Source organism: Pseudomonadota bacterium (genome assembly GCA_039028935.1).
Taxonomy (GTDB): Bacteria; Pseudomonadota; Gammaproteobacteria; order Steroidobacterales; family SZUA-146; genus SZUA-146.
Window position 1 is genome coordinate 32,774 of record JBCCHD010000019.1, and the last position, 17,934, is coordinate 50,707.

The window sequence follows — 17,934 nt, forward strand, 5'->3', positions numbered from 1 at the left end:
TTACCACCAACGATTCGATGGGCAGCACCTGCAACGCTGACAAACCGAATCAATGGGTGTCATTACGCCCATGCGGCCACCGCAACACCTGAAAAATGTCTGAAGAAATTCTGAATAAGTTAGGAAAACACGGGTTTGCACCATTTTTGAGCACTGCGGATATCTGTGCGACGTATTTTCCTGGTCAATGCGCAGTGTTAACCTAGTTCATCGAAATCCCTACAAGAAAACGATGTCTCAGTCGCGCGAGCTGCCAAGTAACCAGATTTACGAGATCGGTAAATATCAGGTTTTTCCTGATATTGGGCAGATGGTCGGTCCTGACGATTCGGTCACCCATCTGGAACGCAAATCGCTTCAGGTACTGATCGAGTTAGCGGCACAACCCGGTCGCTTAGTGTCCCGCGACACATTGCTCAACAATGTGTGGGACGGGGTGGTGGTGGGCGATGAATCGCTGACCAAGTGCATTAGCAATCTACGCAAGGCCTTTGGCGACAGCGCGCGTCACCCCGAGTACGTGGAGACTGTGCATGGACAGGGTTACATTCTTCGCCAGCCGGTCACGGTCATCGACATCGATCAAGCGCCCCCTGATTCACCAAAACGGCTTGTTTGGACGGGCGTTGCTGCCGCCCTTTTGGCGATGGGACTCTGGTTGTTCATCGACACCCAGCATGACGACCACACGGTAGCGCCAATAGAACGAATTGCCATTCTGTCCGAGTCCAATTCGGTGGATCCATTGGATCGCGAGATTTTTGATTTATCCCTGCGCACCGCGCTCGAACAGTCGACCAGCATAGGTGTCGTGCCGGAACAGAACATCGTGGACGCACGTCGAAGGCTGTCCATGTCGGGCAAACGCACATTCGACGTCGATGCAGCCATCGACATCGCTCACGAAACTGATGCGCAAGCGGTTGTGCTGACAAAACTGACCGCGCAAGACGACACACTCGTTTATCAACTTACTTCGATCGATGTTGCCCGGGCTCATAGCCGCGATCTTGGCCGCATTGATATTCGTTCGCTTGACGAAGTCGGTCCGCACATCGACGTAATCGCACGCAGTTTGCGAACACAGTTTGGTGAAACCGAACAGTCTATCCGCGCACATCAGGCCTCATTGGCCGACGTGACGACACCGGACCTTCAGGCACTGCGCGCGTACATCAGCGCATTAGAAAATCGCGATAAAGACAAAAAGCCCGAGGCCATCGAGCTGGCGCTTGAGGCGATAAGCAAAGATCCCGATTTTGCCGCCGCGCACATTCTGCTTGGGCGACTGTATTACGGCAGCCACGCCAATCGCGATAAGGCCGAATATCACTGGAACACAGCACTGAGTCTTCCGGCGCGCATCACCGATCGAGACAAAATTTATGTTGAGGCGCAGCTCTCATGGTTTGACGATCCCATCGACACCCGAGCGGCCTGGCAAAAAATGGTCGACTTATATCCCGCCGTTCCTCGAGGCTGGTACAACCGCGGTAACGTCGAGTGGTTCCTATTCAACGATTTTGAACGAGCGGCGTTTTATTACGGACAAGGTGTAAACGCTTTGCCCACGGACTGGGTCAATCACTATCACCTGGCGTACGCACAGCTTGGCCTCAATCAAGTAGACGCGTCGATTAACAGTTTTCGCAAATCGAGAGTGTTTGCCAACGACTACTACAATTACGGCCTGGTGGATGCATTGATCGTGGCGAATCGCTATGACGAAGCCGAAACGCTTTTGTTTCGTGACGGACTGCGCAACAAGGACATCGGCCGCCCATCCTCTAAGGTATTGGGGTTTTATCTCGATCGCGGTCAAACCCAAAAGGCGCTGGATGAAACCAATGTGCCGGCATGGGAGGAGCCCGCTGACGGCGGTACGCTGCTGGCGATACAGCTCAGCCGTCTCGCGGCCGTGTTCGATGCGCGCCCGATTGAAGAGAGCCGCGAGCAAGCCAAACTCGGCCTGCAGATCGCCATCGATTTGGTTCGTGATCCAACGAAAATTAACGACCTACCCCACGTACCCCAAATCTCATTACTTGCCAAATACGGGACACGTCTAGGGTTGGTTACGGAGTCCGAGGCCCTCGTTCAAACCACCTTTGCACACCCTGCGATTCGCGATTCCCTTCGCCATCAAGCCTACTTAAACCTACCGCTCGCCGAAATCCGATTCGCCAAAGGCCAGCCTCAAGAAGCCAAAACCATTGTCAGAGCACTGGTCGAAGAGTACGGCTACTACCAGGCCCGCGAAAGTTTGGCGTTTATGCTAAAGGAGGAGGCGGAATTCGAAGAGGCGCTGGTTCATTATGAATGGCTAGCCAACCATCGCGGTCAGGCCTTCGCCGAGCCCATGTTCTTCGTAGGGCGCGGGATCAATATTGTGACGTGGGCCAGAGCCGCTCTGATTTCCGCACAACTGTCTCATGCGCTAGGCGATACGTCAAAAGCGAACAGTTACCGCGAGTTACTCGAACTTGCGTCAAATTTCTCAGACAACGACCACCACTTATTTAATATGCTTCAGTCCGACCTCGAACGAGAGAGTCGCGTACCATTGGCGCGATAGCGCGAATGGCGAAACCGCCGAACAGTCTGCCTAAGGCTTAGTCTCACCAGGCCAAAATGGGGACCGACTGACCACGCCCCGGAATGGTCTATCCGACCAGGCGTGAAAATCGAATCTCGATAAGTGAGAGGAATCGTCGAACAAGATCGCACTTAACTATCTAAAATGATCAAAGCATAGCAGGACAGAACAATGAGAGCTCGCCACAACACAGCGCAATCTGTTCAAACCCAAGCGCCAAAATGAAAGGAGATTGTCATGCCAATTCGAGATCTTGGACCTGGGACAATAGTCACAGCAGATGTACGAGAAGAGATCAATGATATCGCAACCGCATCTAAATGGCCCGAACTGATTATACGCAGTGAAAACGATGTATTCGCTGTTCTTAATCTAGTCACCCTCGACTATGAGTTCTTGTTAACCACGTCCAAAGAGATGATCAACGGAGTAATTGTATTCACAATTAAACGCCAACTATCTGTAGGCCAAGATCTTCAATTCGCAGTATGGACCGGAGAGAATATTCCAGCAATCGGCGCCTATTTGAGAATCCCCAATGGCAAAGTGAAATTTCTCGGCAGACAAAAACCGCTTGCCGCCGGAAAAGTGTGGCGCAAAACCACAACCCTCAAATCGAGTCACTTACAATGAAGTATGAAATTATCGGCACGTTCCGACGCATCGGTGTAATCGCATTTTCCATGGGGAGCGCTATACTGGCTACTGCCCAAACTCCTTCCTACAACGAATCGTGGCTCACTATTGACAATCCGCATGTCGATCTCTTTAGCGAGGTAAAAATCTCGGGCAGTGATTACCTCGACTCAACTCTGGACGTGGCAAACAAAGGCGCAAGCATCACTTGGGCACCCTTTCTATTTAAGGACATATCACCCATATTCTCCCAAACGAAATTTCGTTTGAGCCAAAAAGACAGCGTATCCTCGCTTGGTGTCGCGGTACAATACAATCCGTTTAATACGGCCACTGCGAGAAATCGCATAAGAAAGTCCATGACGAATCAGTTTGATTCAACAAATGCTGACCGACTCGCGGCGGTACTTGAAAAACGCAAGACGGACTTAAACGAAGAAGTTAAACACCTATTGAAGAACGGACAGGCGCTCGACTGCGACCAAGCGTCGCTGAACAACAGAGACTATGAGTCAGCCACTTTAGAGTTAATTGACTACGCTGACCGTAAACCAGCGGGCGGTGCCGGGCGCGCCGCGCAACCGATTCGTCCACCAAGCTCGAGTGAAGCGGTCAATCTGAGTCACGCCGTGACTGTAGTAGAATGTGCGATCAATTTGGACATTAAATTTACGGATCTATCCTTTCCAGACCTAACCAACACGGATAAATTTACGCTTACCGGTTTGACGAGCAATGCCTATTTGGTCTTGGAACAACATTATATTATCGCCAATAGACACTCGACAGAACCGACCGAATTAGAGAGCCTTCGGACACTGATTTCATCAATAGAGAAACGAATCGCCAGTATCGATTCGAGCACAGGCACCCGGCTTTACACTGTCTTTGTAGAAGAACTACTAAACACAAAGTTACCCATCGTCACACTGTCTTACTCGGGCTCGTTTTTTCCGGTCATTGGAGAAGGAAATTTCGACGCCAACAATAACAACCTCAATGACAATGAGCATACTCTAAAATCGCGAAATGTGTCGTTAGCATTTGACTGGCGGCTCTCCGAGAAAAATCAAATTTCATTGATATACAACCATAGCGACGAGAAAGCCACGGCTGAAGAGGGCCAAAGGGCCGCTCAATATAATGGCTTTGGAATCACCTGGGCTACAAAAATTAGAAAACTAAGCCTAGATGGACCACAGCAAAAAAAAGAATTCCTAGAGAGCTTTTTTGACCCATCGATAAACTTTGGCATCGCGTACGAACAAAAAGACTGCAACTCGGAGCCGTCCATTTGCATCGATCGGATCGAACGCACTCAGGCAATTACGCCTTTCATTGATTTTAAACTCGGAAAAACCAAACAGTTCAGAATAGGAGTACCGTACAAACGAAATAAAGTTTCAATGCTAAACGAAGAAATTGAAGAAGACGAGTTTGAATTCCGAGCGACTTTCGCTTTTCAACTTGGACTCCCAAAGTAAAAGCCGACTACTGCCATTCGTACACATCTCTATTGACTCGTGGCCATACACCTAATGAAATGTCAGGATCAAAACATCAGAACGGCCTATCGAAATTAAGCACGGACGCCTTTTAAAATCAGATAAAGGCTAAGCGCCGCCAAGGCTAGCAAATTGGACAGCATAAAACTCATGGTTACCGCCATATGACCCAGCGCCGGAACAAAATCACGCGCAACGATAGTTGTGGCGACAAACAATGATGCAAATATCCCCCACCCTGATATGAGTAGGGGAATAAGACGAGACTTGAAAAACAGATAGAAAAAGCCAGCCTTAGCGAGCGACGAGAGGATAATCGACAGATGAAAGGACGTGTAGTCGTTGGTCGCTTGCAGTCCGGCGAGTAACAGTCGCTGTGAGTCGCTGGCAAGGGTTGAAAACGCGGCATTGCCAGCCAGTTGGGAGGCGTTCGCCGCAGCAACCGCTCCGAGCAATACGAGCACCGCGGCTGCCAAACTCGCAAACAAGCTCCAGCCGGCAAGAAAAGGTCCTTCGCGGCGCAGCAGCAAATACAGCGCCACGCAAAAGGCAGCCTCAAGACAGAACATCAATACGCCGAGATACGCTTTGGCCATTAAGCGCGATTCGGCCGCCAGCATGTTTTGTGCGGTGGCTTCTATATCGGCCGACAGATTTATGTCGATGCCTTTCGAGATAAAAATAGAGGCCGCGATACCGATCACTATCGTAAGCAGTAACGCCACACCTGCGATGCGAGCCAGTTGATGTCGCTCGATTGAATTGAGTTGCGTCAAGGCGATGCCCTCCTTAGGCATGTGGCAAACGAAAGTCCGCCATGAATCCTGTTGGCACCACGCTACCTTGAAAAACCGTGTGTGTAAATCGTGCTCGACGAAGTGTTAACGCGAAGGGGCATATCGATCCTTCACTTGATCGAATAGCTGCCGCTTCATAAAGTGCGGCGCGTTGTCGAACTGCTGCACCCAGGTATCCCGCACGTACTGCTTGGGTTCTTGCTCCAAATAAATCAATAACTGTTCGCGCAGTTGCGCGAATTCGATGGTCTCTTCTTCCGACGCCGGCCGCAGCACAGTGTAAAGCTGTCTAATCTGTGCGGCAGAGGGATGTTGACACTGTTGATAACTGGCCTCGCATTCTTCGTAACAGCCAGGTTTGGCGACTGTCTGTCCGGCAAGCTGACAACTGCAATCACAGGTGGCGGCGGCCAATGCCGCCGCCTCGGCTTTCGCCCGACGCCGCTCCGCTTTCTCTCTCTGTGCCCGCTGAGCGCGCGCCGCGATCGAATCGCGCAATTCTGGCGTGACGACACCCGGCACTTGCTCAGCAACCTCATTGATCACGTGGTCGATATCGCCCTCGGCGAGCACACGATCGTCTTTTTCATTGCGCAGACGTGGATTGGCAATCGTAAATGTGCCGCTGATTGATCGATATACCGGCATCGTGCGGCAAAAGTACTTGCCACGAAGACCTGGCTCGACCACGTCCGCCTCAAAACGCCCGCGCAACAGCGTTTCAGACGCCTGCTCAATTGTGACTTTGCCCGAAAAAGCATGTTGACCACCCTGGCACTCACCCATCCACTCCGGTCCGCGCGTGTCAAAGTAGTCATAGCCCTCTCGATCAGACAGCGCCTTATTCATTTGAATGTAGGCATTGTCGACCTGGCCGGTGAATCCGTATCGGACCAATGGCATCGATATCGTCACTTCCGACCCTTCCGTTTCGGCAAGCGCGCGCGTCTGAGACAAAAGATCGGTCACGGTCGTCCCATCGACCTGTGCCGCTCGATTGACGGCTGTGCCGATGGATAGGTTATCCGTTGCGCCCGTAAGCGCCGTGATACTGTTTGCCTCCAGCCGTAGCTTGATTTGGGTATGTTCTCCACACACCCGTTTTGTGAACGCATCCTCGCAGGTAGAGCCGAGCCGTCGTTGATACACCGAGCCGCGCCAGCTACTCGCGTTGCGATTTTGTGCCGACTCTTCGGAAAACGCCGAGTGGGATTGCTCTTTTTTTGGTTGCGATGTGTCTCGGTGTTCCGACTTGTCGGATGTTGTCGCTGCAGCGGATGTCGAACCGGACAACGTCGAGACGAAATCCAACACAATATTCGCTGTCTGCGTATTTGCTGGCTGCTTATCCACATTGGTTACAATCAGATAGCGCGAACCGGCGACCGTCACGTTAACCGTGAAGCTAAAGCGCGCGCGTGTGGGCGCAGCCTCGGGTTCGAGCAGCGCTTCAACGCGCTGCAACCCCGCATCAAGTGAGATGCTCAGTGCGTTCAACCGCTCAGGCGGTCCGGTCGCAACAATTTCTAACTGATGCTGACCGGGCTCGAGAAAGTGGGCCTTTATACAGCGTGCCGCTAACGATTGGACCTCAAGCGCTGCATTGAATGGTTTGGCCGATACAGTGACTTCCTGGCAACCACCATAGACCTCCTTCATCCACCCCTGCTCGCTGCTGCTCGATAGTGGTGGATAGCGTTCTTCACGATGTTGGTAGAAACCAATGAACGTGCCGGCGAATGCGCTATACGCACGCTTTAATCCAAACCCAAATGTTTCGCGTAGTGACTGATCGAGCCATGTGTACTCATTCACAACGCTGAAGGTAATCGGTTTATCGCGAAACAACGCTTGGAGATAGCGATAGTCGGGCGTCGCCTTCGACCAGGCGCGCGGTGGTTTTTTCAGCGCCTGCCACTCGCCCAGAAACCGCCAAAACGAACTCGTTGCATACGTGTCCGATGGACAAATCGAACCTTTTTGATTTTTTTCGATATAGAGCGGCTCGTTGTAGTCGCGCAGGCCAATCTGGCAAAAATGGTAAGGCTCAACACCCAGCACCGCTCGGGCCACATCGACACCTACCGCCTCGGCCGTGCCTTCCATCACCCAATGACCGAGCTCTGACTGCCGACAATCTCGATTAAAGGGCGGATAGTTATATTGAATAGTATGAAATATCTCATGCGCTAGATCTTGCCAGTCTTTGCGCGGAAATCGCCCCCACCAGCGAGGATCGATTTGAATTTCAGTATTAAGCGCCGGATTGTGGCAGTCAGTGGCCGCTCGCGGAGGGCCCTCTCCGCCAAAGAGTGCATAGTTTTTCACCACCACAACAAACGCATCGCCCGTATCATTGAGATGCTCGTGTCGCGGTTGCGGCCAGCCCTGTTTCTCAAAGTACTGCGCGTATCGATTCATCGTTGTCTCGATCGCCAATATCTGCGACGGGTCGAGCGAGCCCTTGGATTCTTCGACGACTTCATACTGCGTAATGGTCCAGGCGGCTTGGGCGTGCCCACCCACTAGCACGAGGCCAGATAAAAACATTGCAATAAGAACAGTTCGCGTCACGTTACATCAACTTACCATCAATACGGCCACACTTTATGGCGCCACCACACCCGCATCGTCATTGCGGCGCGCACTGCGCCACAGCTCGAATTTGAGCCGACTCAAGGTCAAAAAACACGTCGGGTGTTTTGCCATTGCTCGCCGAGTACAAGCCTGTGCTTTGAAACTCGATAATGCCTTTTTGTGCAGTGATTGTGCCGTGCGAAAGGGCCTTTTTGATTTCGCGTTTTGATACGTCGTGTCGAACAGCATCCATCGCCGCTTGTTGTTTTGCCATCTGCGCGTTGAGCTCATCAAGCGTCATATCGTCGGTTATCGGGTATCGCGCCATGGCCTCTTGTTGTTTCTCAGTGGAGTACGCGCTGAGTGCTTTGTCGCGACGACGGACAACTTCTTGAAACGACAGTGAGGCTTCTTCCGGTTCAATTTGCATCTGATACAAAAAAAACTCATCGCGCACCGCGCCCGGCGCGCCCAGGGGATGGGCTTTGATCATACTCAACACCACAGACTCACCGCGAAATGAGCCTTCGGCAATCGCTTCTGCAACAACCTGCAGCCCTGGTCTTTCATGAGAGGTTGCGGAACAGGCGCGAACGGTGAGCGCCGCCCGGTGAGCGCCGATGCCCAGCATCACGGTGTTTGGCTTCGCCTTCAACGACTCCGCCAGGGCCCTCTGTTCGCTGCGCGACTGCTCGAGGCGCTGACGCGCTCGACTGGCCGCCTGATCCTTGCGCTGCTGGTTACGCTGGGCTTCCACCGCCTGCAAGCTGCGAAGCTGTTGTTCAAGCTGCTCGAGCTGGGTCGGGTTCATGCCCTGTTGGCGAAGTAGCTCGATCGCCTGCTCGAGTTCGGCCTCATCTTGCGCCGTGACAGTCACAACGCACCCTAGCAGCACTAGACCAATCAACAGTGTTTTCTTCATACCTGCTCCGCTCCACTTTTCAGTCGAATCACTACCCTCTTCTAACATGCGATTATCCTCACCCTTTTCCCTCATCGCAGACCCAACTCCCATGACCGACCGGGGCGCAACCGCGCCGACTGCCGTGCGGGTAGATCATCAGGCGACACAGCCTTGGCGCCCCGTCGTTGTAAATGCAAATGAGAATCGTTATTATTTGATGGTTTCAGCGTCACCCTCTAATTTTAAAAGGAATCGTCTCTATGGCCGCTCACTCCGCCGTGCAGGTGCTCGATGTGCATCACTGGAACGACACGCTGTTTAGCTTTCGCACGACCCGCGATCAGAGCTTTCGATTTCAAAACGGCCATTTCGTTATGATCGGACTGCAGAACAACGACCAGAAGCCCGTCATGCGCGCCTACAGTATCGCCAGTGCCAATCACGAGGATCACCTGGAATTTTTCAGTATTAAAGTGGCCGATGGCGCGCTCACTTCCCGGCTGCAGCGACTCGAACCGGGCCACCAAGTGCTGATCAGTAAAAAAGCTGTGGGCACTTTGGTAATCGACGATCTGCGACCAGGTAAACGGCTGTTCTTACTCGCTACAGGCACCGGCCTGGCTCCCTTTTTGTCTATTATCCGTGATCTGGAAACCTACGAGCGGTTTGAATCGGTGGTGCTCGTGCATGGTGTGCGCCGTGTCAGCGATTTGGCCTACAAAGACTACATCGAAAACACGTTGCCAAACGATGATTACCTCGGCGAACTGGTGAGCAAGCAACTACGATATTTACCGTTGGTTACGCGCGAGGCCTATTCCACCAATGGTCGCATTCCAGATGGGCTGTTAAATGGTGGCATTTGCGACGCCTTGCAGATCGAAACGCTCAATCCGACGCATGATCGCGCAATGCTGTGTGGCAGTGCGGCTATGCTTGACGACACCCGTGATGCGCTCGAAACGCTCGGGTTCCGTCCGTCGCCGCAACAAGGTGTGACGGGGGATTTCGTTGTGGAACGGGCTTTCGTAACCAAATAGCAGCAGGCCTGCGTGCGGGCGCTTACGCGCGAAACTTTGATATTCTCGCCACTGCGCCTGGCAACAGCATCGCGATCAAAAAAATGCTGACGGTGAGTACACCAAAAAACACCACAAGCCCAATGCCTTTGTCGTACTGTCGACCCAGAGCCACGATACCGCCATACATCAACAGATAGCCCGCCAGTTGGAGCACAAGCATTTTGGGCGTCGTGTGTTCGACCGCGGGCAACAGCTGTCGAAAATGCTTGCGCATCGAAAAACACACCAACAACGTGCCCACAAAGGTTAGCATTGAACCGAACAGCAGTGGCATCATCCGCGGCTGTACTCCGCCGTTGACGGCACGGCGGCGTCGACCTGTGTGGCGCGTGACTTTCGAGTTGGTCCGCCGGCCTGAAGGTAGAACGCCGTCACAATAAAGGCCAAACCGACGCCAAGCGCCGTCAAATCGAAACCTGCGAGCACCCAGTTTCCGCTTGAAAGGGTCGCGGGAAGGCTCAAATCGGTGGTCAGCGCGTTCACAATTGGAATGAGCAAGTAGACACCCGCTGCCAGCCACGACTGCTCTTTCCAGGCGACCTGAGGTTTGCGCACAATCGCGTGAACGAAGCACAGCAACCAGGCGAGAAACATGCAGTGCACCTCCCAATCACCCCGATTGATCATATCGAGAGGCAACAGACGATTAGCCAAAAAGTACACACCGATTCCAACCGGAAGACCAATGATTGTGCCGATATTTAAGCACTCAACAAACCGGTAACCCCGATGGTCGGTGCCCGCGAGTTTTTGCTTGCGCTTTTCTGACCAGTAGATGGCACCCGTCGCCACCATGCCGGCACCGAGCACACCCGAAAAGAAATACAGCCAACGTAAGACCGGACCGGCGAATAGTCCTTCGTGCAGACCGATCATGACCGCGCCGAACGCGACGCCACCATTGACATGCGCGGGCAATACCTTGATGAGTTCGCCTGTGGTACCACTAAACACCGCTCTATCCCCAACGATCGACACGCCGTTGTTTAGGTGCGCAGTAACCCGCGCGTTGTCATCACCTGGATAGCGCACTTCAAGGCGCACGATCGACTCTTCGCCCCAGCGGTCAGACGCCGACGCCACAATCTCATTGAGATCAACCATCGGCGCTTCAATACCCGAGCGTTCTAGCTGTGCTTCGCCAGTGAAATTAGTTATCGCTTCGCGAGCCGCACCCATATCAAAGCCGTAACTACCCAACGCAATAAAGGGCATCCACATGGTCACCACGAAAATAAGACCACTGTAGGTAATCATGAATTGAAACGGCAGCGAACACACACTCATCAAGTTGTGCATATCCAACCACGAGCGCTGCCCTTTACGTCGCCGAAATGTGAATAAGTCTTTAAAGATTTTTTTGTGCGCGATCACGCCGCTGACAAGGCCCACCAGCATAAGCATCGTGAGAATACCAACGATGCGATAGCCAATGTCGCGATCGATATAATGCAGCAGATAATGCATACGGTAGAGGAGTTGGCCACCGCCTGTTTCACGCGCTTCGGCCAAGGGGCGACCGGTTTGCTGATCTAATCGCTCATTGCCTCGCACGATTTCGGCATGGTCGTGCTCTTCACCCTCTTCATGCAGTTCGTCAACCTCAGGCATCTGCCAAAACACGCGCAGATGCGGATGCTCGCGACCGGCCGCGGGAGTAATGATCCACAAGTCGGCACCCGATGCTTCTTGCTCTAATCGCGCGCGACCAATGTCGACACTCTCCGAAAGAGGAATGATCTCACCCCATTCGCGCTCGGGCATCATCCATCGGTCAATTTCCGTGTCGAAGTAGCCCAGCGTGCCGGTGACAAACATGAAATATAAAATCCAGCAGAACACCAAACCTGCCCAGGTATGCAACCACGTCATCGATTGTCGAAATGTGCCGATCATGAGTGTTTTTCCATAAAGAACAAAGCCACTGACAACAACGAAGTCGATACGATCGCGCCGGTAAGTCCTAACCAAACAGTGCGAAGTCGCTCCACCGCAAACACCCACAACACAATGGCCGCATAAATCGTCCAGCTCAGTAGCGCCGAGGTGGTGATGCCCGAAAGCTTATCACCGGGCAATAAAAACGTGAGCATCACACCGTTGGTGTTGGTGAGAATGAACCCGAACAGAATAGCCGCGAACACGCGCGATGTGACGTGCCAGCGGCTGATTGATGTTTTGGCTTTCACCATGGAAATTTAAGAACTCGTTACTAACTAAGAGGGTGAATAACCGGCATGCCGCAATGTTGTGTGAATCGTTCGAAGGTCACTGGCGTCACACCGGCACACCACTTGTACCCCTAACCTGACGATGATAGTCTAAATGATAATCATTATCATTCCCTTCTTTTTTAATCGAGAAAACAAATGCTTAGAGCAAAATTTTTCGCGCTTGCGGCGGCGGTGTGGTGCGCAAATATGGCGTTCGCTCAAACGAGCGAACCTCCGGCCGACGACAAACTCGAAGAAGTGCTGGTTACGGGTGAGAAAATCACCCGCTCTCAGCAGGATACTCAAACCAGTGTGGCGATATTCGATGAGGTCGAGTTGGAGCGTCAGGACATCCTCGATGTAAAAGACGTGATCGATCGCACCGCCAATCTAGCCACGACTGAAGGGTCACGTTTTACCATACGCGGCATCGACAGTCTTAACGTAAGTGGCGCTGGACTGGCCGACCTAGCCACGATCTATGTGGACGGCTCACCTCTTCCACGAGATGCCACGCTCGCCGGTCCGCTCGATGTGTGGGATCTTCAGCAAGTCGAGATCTTTCGCGGCCCTCAGTCTACGTTACAGGGCCGGAACGCGTTGGCCGGCGCCATCATCTTAAACACTGTGGACCCAGGCTATGAATGGTCCGGGCGCGCCCGAGCAATTTTTGGCACCAAAGACGGTTCACGACGGCTGTCCGGTGCATTCGGTGGTCCGATCGTTGAAGACCAGTTCGCATTTCGCCTGTCCGCTGAATCGTCGGTGGGTGAGGGCTTTATTACGAACGTGACGCGAAACGATTTTCCGGACGAGCGCGAGACGGTGACGCTTCGCGGCAAACTGTTGTGGGAACCATCTCAGATCGATGACCTACGCGTGTTACTGTCGTATACCTACGACGATCGTGAGTTTGGCGACTCCTTGTTTTCGCTCGAAGTCCCCGATGCACGTGAACAGCGCCTGATGTTCGCCAATCGCGACACGCGCGACGAGGTTGAGCTTAGTATTGGCGTATTGACCATCGACTATGATTTTTCCGAGCGCTTTTCGCTCACATCGATCACGGCGGTTAACGACACCGCTCGAATCTTTGAGGGCGATGGTGACCGAACGGCCGTCGATACCGAGTTTAGCGTTTCCGACTCCGATACCACCACCACAACACAAGAGCTCCGATTTGCGTATGATGGCGACCGCCTTAAGGCCGTGTTCGGTGGCTACTTTGCCAACATCGATACACCAAATCGTATTGCTGACGCGGTACTCAATCTCGATGTCATTGAGGATTTGGGTTTGGTCAATCAGTTGGTCACTATTCTCAGTGTGGATTTAGCCACAGCACAAGCCCTGTCTGCGTTTTACACCAACCCTGTGACCATCCGTGCCGTCAGCGACAACCCCGTTGAAATCGATTCGATGGCACTCTTTGCCGACTTTTCGTATGCACTGAGCGATCGGTTTACGCTCTACGGCGGCTTTCGCTTGGATCAAGAAGAACAGGTCATCACCACCGGTAATGAAATTATCGCAGACCGCAACTCGCTGCCTGACCCGGTCGCCATTGGCAATCCGTTTGGCCCATTGGTGAGCCTCATCAATGATTTTCTGGTAGCAGAGGCCGAGCGAGCCACCTCTGAACCGGTTACCACTCAATCGCCATCGTTCGACGCATTTTTGCCAAAGCTCGGCGTCGGCTGGGACTTCGCCGATAATCAAAGCGTGAGCCTCACAGCTCAGCGTGGCTACCGATCGGGCGGCGTCGGAGTTAACCCAGCACGTGCAGCGTCGTTTAATTTCGATCAGGAGTTCATTTGGAATTATGAACTGGCCTACCGCAGTCAATGGTTGGACCGCGCGCTCACGGTCAATGCCAATGTCTTTTACATCGACTGGGAAGATCAGCAAGTCAGCGTTCAGTTAACCGGAAACGTCTTTGATCGCGAAACACAAAATGCAGGTAGCTCGCGGATTTACGGTTTCGAAGTGGAATCGCGGTACAAACTGGATCGCAACACCGAACTCTATGGTTCCATCGGTTTTGCCGACACGCGATTTAACGATTTTTTCGTTAACGTCGACGGTTTGGTGCTCGATTTGGCCGGCAATGAATTTTTCTTCGCACCGAAACGAACGGTCGCCCTGGGCTACACGCGACGCACAGACGATGGCTTCATCTTAAATCTGAATGCTAACTACAATTCGTCATCGTTCCCACGCGCGGACCGCCCGCAGACCGAACGCGCAATCGACCGACGCGTGCTGGTCAATCTGCGCGCGGGTTGGGAAAACGAACGATACGGCATTTACGTAACCGGCCGAAATCTGCTGGACGAAGACAACATTCTCACGCTCACGCCGTTTGATCCACTGCTCACCTCAAACGAACCCGAATTTGCCCGCGCCAGCGCACCTCGCACCTTTGCGCTTCAGCTCGAGGCGCGATTCTAAGCCTTTGAACAATCGATGCACTCAGCGAAATGTGGCTCGTTGAGTGCATCCGATTGACACCAAAGACGATTGCCGCCGGTGGCAATCGCGCGACGCTAGTTGTACGCACTGGGTCCAGGCGGTCCTAAGAACATTTGCTGCAAAAACGGCAAATCGAGGAAATTCACCACGCCATCGCTGTTAAAGTCCGCGTCTTCCAGAGTTGACAAAAACGCCGTGGAGAATGCCGAAATATCCAGGAAATTGACAATGCCGTCGTTATTAAGATCGGCGTCACAGGCATTGCCATACCCATCCCCATTGCTGTCTTGCTGGCCGGCATTCGCGCGATCAATGCAGTTGTCTTCCTGATCCGCTACACCGTCTCCATCGCTGTCGAGGCCAGCGGCGATGAGGTCAAATTCGCGACTATACGTTTCGCCCTCGTAATCGGCTTCGAACGTCCAGGTGCCCAAGGGTTGACCGATCAAGTTACCCGTCCAATACCAATAGGACGCGGCATAGTGTGGCGCATCGCTATTATGATCCCAGTTAAACAGCAAACTGCCATCCGGTTTGCGCACTCGGTAGTTCGTGGTTTGTGTATTGAGTTGATCGCGATAATAGACCGACAGGTAAATGGTCTCACCCGGTATAAAGGTGTTGCGAGTGTTGGTAATGGTCGGCGTCGGGCAAGTTTGAAAGGCCGGCGGTGCCGTTCCGGTGCGCATTGCATTAATCGCCGAATCGTAATACTCGCGCTGCTCCGCCCACCAAGAATCCACGTTAAGGCTGTTGCAAACACCTGCATACGGTTCAATTAAATTATTGTTGGCATCGTACACTTCAAGGTGCAAATGCGGCCCGGTTGAGCTTCCCGAACTGCCGATAATACCCAGCCTTTCGCCCGACACCACCGTCTCGCCCACCGCTTTGTCGATCACCGAGCCATTTTTTAAGTGGCCATACCACGCAATAGAGCCATCGGCGTGTTGGATAAACACCGCGTTCCAGGGATCGTTGTTAAACCCGCAGTTGCGATCGAAATTGCCGTCTGATCTTCCGATGATCGTGCCCGCAGCGGCCGCCACAACGGCCACCTGATCGGCGTCCATTTTATTCCAGGCAAACGGCCAAGTGAAAAAGTCGACCCCCTGGTGATTGTAACCGGAAGTCAGGTCGTAAGAGCGCGCGCCACAGTTGTAGTCCAATAAGGCATTTGGGAAAGTGGGATTTTGATCAACGAAATTTGAAATGCCGTGGAAACCGTAGTCATTGAGTGAGGGAGCCGCAGCCAGCGGCCAGTCGAAGGACACGCTGCCGGCCTGTCGCTCAGCCAGCTTACCGTCTTGCTTCAGTCGCTCGATGTGGCGATTGAGCATCGTCTGAATCGAATCACGCTGTGCCGGACTGATGTGATCCTGTGGCAATACCCCTTCGACAACACCGCCACCGTCCGGTGCCCGCTGATCTGCCTTTACCAAGCCGATAGCGCTTACGCAAATCAATAGAATCAGTAGCTTATTCATCACATCCGTTCCCCTTATACGGCTTTGTGCATGGCTAATTCTATAGGCGTAACCGCGCTCGAAAACGGATCATACAGCGTGTAGTCGCCAATTCCTCCTCGCCCGGGATGTAACCAAAGAGCACGTAGTCACCGGCACCAAGTGTGCAAAAAAAAGCGCGATGCCCGTGTTACCGGACACCGCGCTGGGTTGGACTAACGGCGCGACAGCGCGTCGTCATTTACGGCGTGGCGTGCCAGGCCTTCGACACCGCGAAGCTGTCCTCAAACCAATTCCAACTTTTCACCTTATCGTCGACGACGTGGACGCGAACGGCCCAACTGAACGTATCGGTATCCACGCCAGAGTGATTGGCAATGGCGTTCATCGTCCCGATAAACACCGCCTGATCTCCATTGGCAAATTCGTAGTCGGTTGACCAGCTTGTGACCTTTAGGCCAGCACCGAATTTTGGAAGGAACTCATTGAGCACCACTTCTTTCGAGGCCCAGGTGCCAATCCAAGGTAGCGCCGTATCACCCTCGTTGTGCCACACAAAATCGTCGCGCATGAGGTTGTTCAACGTATTCATATCACCTGATCCTGCCGCCATTAAAAACGCTTTAGCGACAGCCAGCGTTTGCTCGCTCTGCGTTGTCGCTTTCATCGGTGCCTCAGATTCCATTGTCGAACACGCCGACAGCATCACCGCGCCGACAATAATCAACCACTTGTTCATTCGAATTCTCCCTTTATGCCCTTGTGAATTACAAAATCAAAACTTGCCGCTGTTGGCCCATTCTTGCTGCGGCGGAACGGGCTCAGATGCATCCCAATGCTCGACTATTTTCCCATCTGCGAGTCGGTACAGATCCGTTTGCGCATAGAGTTGATCGCCCTGAGTGACTCGACTCAGCGTCGCCACGAAATGACCAGAGCCGATGAGTAAGACCACCTCGTCATACCACGAGCGATCCGCCTCCCCCAGCATGGTTTCAAAAGCGTGCAATCCATCTTTGAGGGTTAAGCTATGCTGGATGCAGTCGGGGTGAATATACGTAGCCGCGCGCTCCGGACGCCCCTCGCGCATCAAGACATCATGAATCATGTCTCGCACAATTTCTTTGTTCGCATCGGTTTCGTCGACGTGCTCGACGACCGTCTCACCATCAATTTGCGTATGACCCGACGGCGTGGTCCCGTCAAACGCGGCGATGACGTCCCAATGTTCGATAATCTTGTCGTGTTCGTCCGTATCAAAAAAATCCATGGTGACCCACTCGGCCTCGCCATTATTCAAACTCTGATAGGCATGAACAAACACATGGGAGCCGTCCTCAAACGCCCTGAGAATAGTGATATCGCGAATCGGATTGCGGGCAATAAACGGTTCGAAAAACTCAACAAAGCCCTCTACCCCATCACGAACACCGGTGGAATGCTGCGTGTATCGATCGCCGGTGTACCGGGTAACGGCTTCTCGCGCGTTGCCATCACGAATACCCTCCATGTAAAGCGCTCGGGCATGTTCAATTTTCTGACTCATGGTCGGATCCTCAACGACTGTGTGATGAGCGGCAACGCCTAAAAGTGTAGCAGCGGCGATGCGGCAGGCAGTGGTAAATGCTGCACTGAATACGGTGAATATTGGACAGCAGGAACGAATCACATGGCCAGAATCGGGGT

General features: G+C 52.9%; 14 protein-coding genes. 5 read left to right on the top strand and 9 right to left on the bottom strand.

Annotated features, from left to right (window positions below; all coding sequences use genetic code 11):
- Positions 1-232: 232 nt before the first annotated feature.
- The 3 genes from AAF465_10490 (at position 233) to AAF465_10500 (ending at position 4,716) form a co-directional block, all read left to right on the top strand.
- Positions 233-2,575, top strand: coding sequence for a winged helix-turn-helix domain-containing protein (locus tag AAF465_10490; GenBank protein ID MEM7083152.1), 2,343 nt, complete (start codon positions 233-235; stop codon positions 2,573-2,575).
- Between the two features lie 258 nt (positions 2,576-2,833).
- Complete coding sequence (locus AAF465_10495; GenBank protein ID MEM7083153.1) at positions 2,834-3,229, top strand: hypothetical protein; 396 nt, start codon at positions 2,834-2,836, stop codon at positions 3,227-3,229.
- Positions 3,226-4,716, top strand: coding sequence for a hypothetical protein (locus AAF465_10500; protein MEM7083154.1), 1,491 nt, complete (start codon positions 3,226-3,228; stop codon positions 4,714-4,716). The genes AAF465_10495 and AAF465_10500 overlap by 4 nt, the downstream gene beginning before the upstream one ends.
- 95 nt (positions 4,717-4,811) lie before the next feature.
- On the opposite strand, the gene AAF465_10505 is transcribed toward AAF465_10500, so the two are convergent.
- From AAF465_10505 to AAF465_10515, 3 genes are all read right to left on the bottom strand, one after another.
- Positions 4,812-5,513, bottom strand: coding sequence for a DUF4386 domain-containing protein (locus tag AAF465_10505; protein ID MEM7083155.1), 702 nt, complete (start codon positions 5,511-5,513; stop codon positions 4,812-4,814).
- Between the two features lie 105 nt (positions 5,514-5,618).
- Positions 5,619-8,108: a hypothetical protein gene (locus AAF465_10510; GenBank protein ID MEM7083156.1), complete on the bottom strand. Its 2,490-nt coding sequence runs from the start codon at positions 8,106-8,108 to the stop codon at positions 5,619-5,621.
- A gap of 58 nt (positions 8,109-8,166) precedes the next feature.
- Positions 8,167-9,033, bottom strand: a complete 867-nt coding sequence (locus AAF465_10515) for a hypothetical protein (protein ID MEM7083157.1) — start codon at positions 9,031-9,033, stop codon at positions 8,167-8,169.
- A 242-nt stretch (positions 9,034-9,275) separates the two neighbouring features.
- Here AAF465_10515 and AAF465_10520 point away from each other — a divergent pair, with 242 nt between their 5' ends.
- Complete coding sequence (locus AAF465_10520) at positions 9,276-10,055, top strand: ferredoxin--NADP reductase (GenBank protein ID MEM7083158.1); 780 nt, start codon at positions 9,276-9,278, stop codon at positions 10,053-10,055.
- A gap of 22 nt (positions 10,056-10,077) precedes the next feature.
- On the opposite strand, the gene AAF465_10525 is transcribed toward AAF465_10520, so the two are convergent.
- From AAF465_10525 to AAF465_10535, 3 genes are read right to left on the bottom strand one after another with little or no spacing between them, the layout of a single operon-like run.
- The gene (locus AAF465_10525) at positions 10,078-10,374 is read right to left on the bottom strand and encodes a DUF3325 family protein (GenBank protein ID MEM7083159.1); all 297 of its coding nucleotides are present in this window, start codon (positions 10,372-10,374) and stop codon (positions 10,078-10,080) included.
- Positions 10,371-11,993: a PepSY-associated TM helix domain-containing protein gene (locus AAF465_10530; GenBank protein MEM7083160.1), complete on the bottom strand. Its 1,623-nt coding sequence runs from the start codon at positions 11,991-11,993 to the stop codon at positions 10,371-10,373. The genes AAF465_10525 and AAF465_10530 overlap by 4 nt, the downstream gene beginning before the upstream one ends.
- Positions 11,990-12,289 carry a hypothetical protein gene (locus AAF465_10535; GenBank protein ID MEM7083161.1) on the bottom strand — a complete coding sequence of 100 codons (300 nt, stop codon included), beginning with the start codon at positions 12,287-12,289 and terminating at the stop codon, positions 11,990-11,992. Before AAF465_10535 ends, AAF465_10530 begins: the two co-directional genes overlap by 4 nt.
- Before the next feature lie 177 nt (positions 12,290-12,466).
- Here AAF465_10535 and AAF465_10540 point away from each other — a divergent pair, with 177 nt between their 5' ends.
- Positions 12,467-14,761 carry a TonB-dependent receptor gene (locus AAF465_10540; protein ID MEM7083162.1) on the top strand — a complete coding sequence of 765 codons (2,295 nt, stop codon included), beginning with the start codon at positions 12,467-12,469 and terminating at the stop codon, positions 14,759-14,761.
- Positions 14,762-14,856: 95 nt separating this feature from the next.
- Here AAF465_10540 and AAF465_10545 read toward each other — a convergent pair whose 3' ends face one another.
- From AAF465_10545 to AAF465_10555, 3 genes are all read right to left on the bottom strand, one after another.
- Positions 14,857-16,269, bottom strand: coding sequence for a peptidoglycan DD-metalloendopeptidase family protein (locus AAF465_10545; protein ID MEM7083163.1), 1,413 nt, complete (start codon positions 16,267-16,269; stop codon positions 14,857-14,859).
- 220 nt (positions 16,270-16,489) lie between these two features.
- Positions 16,490-16,987: a nuclear transport factor 2 family protein gene (locus AAF465_10550; GenBank protein MEM7083164.1), complete on the bottom strand. Its 498-nt coding sequence runs from the start codon at positions 16,985-16,987 to the stop codon at positions 16,490-16,492.
- A 36-nt stretch (positions 16,988-17,023) separates the two neighbouring features.
- Complete coding sequence (locus AAF465_10555) at positions 17,024-17,794, bottom strand: nuclear transport factor 2 family protein (protein ID MEM7083165.1); 771 nt, start codon at positions 17,792-17,794, stop codon at positions 17,024-17,026.
- Between the last annotated feature and the right edge of the window lie 140 nt (positions 17,795-17,934).